At 31.0% G+C, this 3,711-nt stretch carries 1 protein-coding gene; it reads left to right on the plus strand.

All coding sequences use genetic code 11. From position 1 onward, the window contains the following. A partial coding sequence (locus tag MBFIL_RS10770; protein WP_169805496.1) for a beta strand repeat-containing protein occupies window positions 1-3,711 on the plus strand: 3,711 nt, incomplete at both ends.

Below are 3,711 nucleotides of genomic sequence, written 5' to 3' on the forward strand. Positions count from 1 at the left end.
TTGATTTAGAGGATAATGGTGATGATTCAGTCCTTGATTATAATTGGTGGGGAGATAACACTCCAAGCATAATGGCAAATGGTACTCCATTTACTCCTGATAAATACTTTGTTGTGGGAATTACCAACATCTCTGATATTGGTCATCATAACATCGCCTTATTTAGCTATACTTTCGGTTTAAATGATAACAGTTCTACTAATATAACCTTGCTACCTTACTTTGTCACTGATGTCTGGACTAATGTCACAACCACAGGAAGTGTTGTGGTATTCAATATTTTATCCTTTAATCCAACTGGTTTAACTTATATCAGTAATTTTGATGCAAGAGAAAACAAAATCATTGCAGTTATACTAAACCTCACGAGCACACAAGAAGTTGAATTCACATTTGTAACAGATAATGAAGTCAACAAAATAATAAATTACTTAATATATACTAATGGTGGAGAAACTATAATTGTTAATGGAGAAAATGGCACATATCACACCAATATAACTATTAATGCCACATTATCTAATTTAACTGGATCCATGTCTAATAAAACCATTAACTTTTACATAGATATTGATGGTGATTTCAATGGATCAGGAACTGCTGATTTAATCTTCATTGGAACTGGAACAACTGATGCCAATGGATTTACCAGCATCACATACCTAATCAATTACACAGGCAACTACTCCATCTTCGCCATCGCTCTAGATGATGATAACACCACTATTTTAACATTTAACACCACCAATCTCACCTTCTACCCTCAAAATGCCACCATCACAACTTATAATAACACCACAACAGTCGGTATCTACCCTACATTAATAGCTAATGTCACTGGTCAAATAGATGGTCAAATAGAAGGCGTGACAGTTAACTTCATCGTCAATGGGAATATTATAGGTAGTGCTATCACAAATTCTAGTGGTATAGCTATTTTCACATACACAGGGACCGATTTCACTAATAACTTCACATATGCTGCTGAATTAAATAATAGTAACTACGTATACCTTAATAGCACTGCAGAAATATTCATAAACAAAGCCAATATCAACATAAACATCACAACTCCCAATGCAAATGTTGGACAAATAGTTAATATTACTTTAAATCTCACTAATTTAGCTAATTCTACCTATCCTATTAATGATTTATTCAATATCAGTGTCAGTGGTGTTAATTATACCAATGTTAATTTTGTTAATGGTTTAGCTAATATATCCTACCAAGTTACAGCAGTAAGTAATAGTTTGAATATCAGTGTTAGTGGTAATGATTATTATAATCCTAATAATACCAGTGTCATTGTTAACTTCACTAAAGCAAAATTAGGTATCAATGCTACTGCCAATGGTAATGTTGGACAAGTAGTTAATATTACTTTAAATCTCACTAACTTAGCTAATTCTACATATCCTGTTAATGGTTTGTTCAATGTTAGTGTTAGTGGTGTTAATTACACTAATGTTAACTTTGTAGATGGTTTAGCTAATATATCCTATCAAATTACAGCAGTAGGTAGTTTAAATGTCAGTGTTGGTGGTAATGATTATTATAGTTCTAATAATGCTAATGTTGTTGTTAATTTCACTAAAGCAAATATTGGTATTAATATCACAGTTCCGAGTGGTAGTGTGGGGCAAGTAGTTAATATTACTTTAAATTTCACTAATTTAGCTAATTCTACCTATTCTGTTAATGGTTTGTTTAATGTTAGTATTGGTGGGGTTAATTATACTAATCTTAACTTTATTAATGGTTTAGCTAATGTATCCTATCAAGTTACAGCAGTAGGTAGTATTTTGAATATCAGTGTTAGTGGTAATGATTATTATAATTCTAATAATACTAATGTTATTGTTAATTTCACTAAAGCAAAATTAGGTATTAGTGCGGTTGTTCCGAGTGGTAGTGTGGGGCAGGTGGTTAATGTTAGTTTGAATTTCACTAATTTGGTTAATTCTTCTTATCCTGTTAGTGGTTTGTTTAATGTTAGTGTTGGTGGGGTTAATTATACTAATGTTAATTTTGTTAATGGTTTAGCTAATGTATCCTATCAAGTTACAGCAGTAGGTAGTATTTTGAATATCGGTGTTAGTGGTAATGATTATTATAATCCTAATGATACTAATGTTATTGTTAATTTCACTAAAGCAAATATTGGTATTAATATCACAGTTCCAAGTGGTAGTGTGGGTCAAGTGGTTAATGTTACTTTAAATCTTACTAATTTAGCTAATTCTTCCTATCCTGTTAATGGTTGGTTTAATGTTAGTGTTGGTGGTGTTAATTATACTAATGTTAACTTTGTTAATGGTTTAGCTAATGTATCCTATCAGATTACAGCATTAGAGAGTAGTTTAAATATTGGTGTTAGTGGTAATGATTATTATACTCCTAATAATACTAGTGTCATTGTTAATTTCACTAAAGCAAAATTAGGTATTGGTGCGGTTGTTCCGAGTGGTAGTGTTGGTCAAGTGGTTAATGTTAGTTTGAATCTCACTAATTTGGCTAATTCTTCTTATCCTGTTAATGGTTGGTTTAATGTTAGTGTTGGTGGGGTTAATTATACTAATGTTAATTTTGTGGATGGTTTAGCTAATATATCCTATCAAGTTACAGCAGTAGGTAATAGTTTGAATATCAGTGTTAGTGGTAATGATTATTATGCTCCTAATAATACTAGTGTCATTGTTAATTTCACTAAAGCAAAAGTAGGTATTAATATCACAGTTCCAAGTGGTAGTGTTGGGCAGGTGGTTAATGTTAGTTTGAATCTTACCAATTTGGCTAATTCTAGCTATCTTGTTAGTGGTTTGTTTAATGTTAGTGTTGGTGGGGTTAATTATACTGTTAATTTTGTGGATGGTTTAGCTAATATATCATACCAGATTACATCCTCAGGTAGTAGTTTGAATGTTATTGTTGGTGGTAATGATTATTATAGTTCTAATGATACTAATGTTGTTATTAATTTCACTAAAGCAAAATTAGGTATTAGTGCGGTTGTTCCGAGTGGTAGTGTTGGTCAAGTGGTTAATGTTAGTTTGAGTCTCATTAATTTGGCTAATTCTAGTTATTTGGTTAGTGGTTTGTTTAATGTTAGTGTTGGTGGTGTTAATTATACTAATGTTAACTTTGTGGACGGTTTAGCTAATGTATTCTATCAGATTACAGCATTAGATAGTAGTTTAAATATTGGTACTAATGGTAATAATTATTATAATTCTAATAATGCTAGTGTTGTTGTTAATTTCACTAAAGCAAATATTGGTATTGGTGCTGTTGTTCCTAGTGGTAGTGTTGGTGATGTGGTTAATGTTACTTTGAATCTTACTAATTTGGTTAATTCTAGTTATTTGGTTAGTGGTTTGTTTAATGTTAGTGTTGGTGGGGTTAATTATACTAATGTTAACTTTGTTAATGGACTTGCTAAAGTACCTTACAATATTAAAGAGTCTATCAGTAGTTTAAATGTCACTATCAATGCTAATCAACTTTATAATTCCAATAGTACTCTTTTAGATGTTAATTTCTCTAAACAAAATGTTTCTCTAAATATCAATGTTCCAAATGGTAGTGTTGATGATGTGGTTAATGTTACTGTAGATGTTTTAGATAAAAATGGTAATCCATTGATTAATAAGACTGTTGAGATTATTGTTAATGGTAAATCACTAGGTAAATTTATTAGTGACAGCAAAG

The organism is Methanobrevibacter filiformis (genome assembly GCF_001639265.1).
GTDB lineage: Archaea > Methanobacteriota > Methanobacteria > Methanobacteriales > Methanobacteriaceae > Methanacia > Methanacia filiformis.